1 protein-coding gene and 1 pseudogene are annotated in these 2,580 nt (G+C 62.6%); one reads left to right on the top strand and one right to left on the bottom strand.

Translation table 11 applies throughout. The features are described from left to right. Window positions 1-142 precede the first annotated feature (142 nt). Window positions 143-1,102, top strand: a pseudogene (gene ligD, locus AC13EK_RS02655) (non-homologous end-joining DNA ligase); the annotation flags it as partial. A 20-nt stretch (window positions 1,103-1,122) separates the two neighbouring features. Here ligD and AC13EK_RS02650 read toward each other — a convergent pair. Then, on the bottom strand, window positions 1,123-2,187 hold the full coding sequence (locus AC13EK_RS02650; protein ID WP_483022008.1) for a sensor histidine kinase: 1,065 nt from the start codon (window positions 2,185-2,187) through the stop codon (window positions 1,123-1,125). Window positions 2,188-2,580 lie beyond the last annotated feature (393 nt).

Raw genomic sequence — 2,580 nt, 5'->3', positions numbered from 1 at the left:
CCGACTTCGCGATATCCAGCCCAATCGTGACAATCTCACTCATCGTCCGTCTCCTCGCTCTTCAGCCGAGGCAGTCTGCCTCAGCCGGTGAGCGGGAGCCATCCACTCCATCGTTTAGCGTACCTTCCACGCTATGCCCTCCGACGGGCGGGTGCGCCATGGCAGCTTCCTGGGCCTGCGCGCTGACAAGAAGGCGCGGTCGGTGACGCCGGAAAAGCCCGCGGCCGCGCCCGCGCCTGTCCCGGAAAGTGCGGTGAAGATCAGCAGCCGGGAGCGGGTGATCTTTCCGGAAAGCGGCCAGACCAAGGGCGAGCTGGCCGATTATTATACCCATATCGCGCCGCTGATGCTGCCCTTCGCCGCCAATCGACCGATCAGTCTGGTGCGATGTCCGCAGGGTCGCGCGAAGAAATGCTTCTTCCAGCGCCATGATGGCGGCGCACTGGGGCCGCAGGTGCATCGCGTGCCGGTGCGGGAGAAGGACGGCGCGGTCGAGGATTATATCTATGTCGAGGATGCCGACGGGCTGCTCGCCTGCGTGCAGATGGGGACGATCGAATTCCACGGCTGGGGCAGCCGCGCCGACGCGCTGGAATTGCCCGACCGGATGATCTTCGACCTCGATCCCGATGAGGGTCTGGGCTTTGATGTGGTAAAGACGGCGGCGCGGGATATTGCCGCTCGGCTTGGCGATATCGGGCTTGTCTCGTTCGCGATGCTGTCTGGCGGCAAGGGCGTGCATGTGGTGGTGCCGCTGACGCCCGGCCATGACTGGGACACCCACAAGGATTTCGCCCGCCGCTTCGCCGAGGCGCTGAGCACGGCCGAGCTAGACCGCTTCGTTGCGACGATGAGCAAGGCAAAGCGCAAGGGCCGCATCTTCATCGACTGGCTGCGCAACCAGCGCGGCAGCACCGCCATCCTGCCTTATTCCGCCCGCGCGCGTCCCGGCGCGCCGGTAGCGGTGCCGATTGGATGGGATGAGCTGGATGACATGGAAAACGCCCATCCTTTCGATGTCGCCGACGCCGACACCCTGCTCGCCCGCGCAACCGCCCTCAAAGGGTGGGGTTTTGCCGAGCAGCTGCTGCCGGATATCTGATCGGCCGGGTCCATTCTGCCTTATCGGCAGAGCCGGTCGATCGGGAAGGACAGGCTGATTTCAAAGACACCATCCCGCCAGTGCCGGGAATAGCGCCCGTGCAACCCCTGGATCGCGCTCTGGAGCAGGCGCGTGCCAAAGCCCTGCGGGCTGTTCTGCGGCGCGGTCTCGGCAGGGGGAGGCAGGCCGCCAATTTCACGCCAGAGGATGGTGACATGGTCGCCCTCCTCGCGGCTTTCCACCGTCAGCTTGCCACCGGGATGCGAAAGGCCGCCATATTTGACCGCATTCGTCGCCAGTTCATGGAAGATCAACGCAAGCGAAGTCAACGCGCCGGAGGCAACCGGAGTGTCGCTGATCTTCAGGCTGAGCGTGCCGTTTTCGCCATAGGGGGCGAGGATCGCGTGCAGCACGTCCTCCAGCGTGGTGTTTTCATTGAGATCGCCCAGTACAAGTTGGTGGGCCGCAGCCAGCGTCTGCAACTGGGTGCTGAGCCGTTCGGCGAAATCATCCACGCTTTCCGACCGCCTGCGCCCGACGGCGATCAGGCTTTGCAGGATCGTCATCAGATTCTTAATGCGATGGTTCATTTCGCGCAGCAACAGGGACTGGGCCTCGCTCTGCCGCCGCCGTTCGCTGATGTCCCGCGCCACCTTGGACACGCCGATGATATGGCCCTGCTCGTTACGGACGGGCGAAACGGTGATCTCTATATCGATGAGCTGGCCGTCCCGGCCGCGGCGGATGGTCTCGAACCGCTCGATCCGTTCCCCGCGCCGCAGCCGGGCGAGGATATCCTCCTCCTCATGCAGCCGGTCTTCCGGAATGATGAGGGTGATCGACTTGCCGACCGCTTCCTCGCGCAGATAGCCAAACAGGCGTTCGGCCGCGCCATTCCAGCTCGTGATGATGCCGTCGAGGGATTTGCTGAGGATCGCGTCGAAACTATTCTCTATGATCGCGCTGAGCCAGAGAGCTTCATCTCCATCGGCTCCGGGACCCTGCCGGGTCTCTGTTTTTTCCGCAGTCGCCTTCTCTGTCATATATCCATCCGGCTTGGCGCGCATCCGGTGCGGCATGGCCATGCGGTGCAGCGCCTCCTGGGCCTTCCAGCGGAAGGGATTGGCCCTGTCACATTGTCTGTGAACACTAGACGAACGGTGCGGGATCGCAAGAGCGCAAAGAAAAACAATGCTATGATAATTGTTAAGAACCGGCCTTTTCCGGTCATTCCGCTGGTTGCGTACCCCCCTCAACTGGTCCTTTTCCAGCTTTCCATTCGCATTGCCACGCGGCGGGTCTTGCGGGAAGGAAAAGCGGCCGGGAATCTTGTATCGGGGGTGACTACACGAAAGTGACGTATCTGCACGCTAAGGGCGAACAAATCCGGTACGATGCCAGCAGATGCTATTCGCAGGCTTTCCTGCCCCTTTTATGTGGTGCCGCCCTACGGGCGCCGATATGGGAGGGCGGCAATC

The organism is Sphingobium sp. L-44, from assembly GCF_056859495.1.
This window is presented reverse-complemented; position numbering and strand designations above follow the sequence as displayed.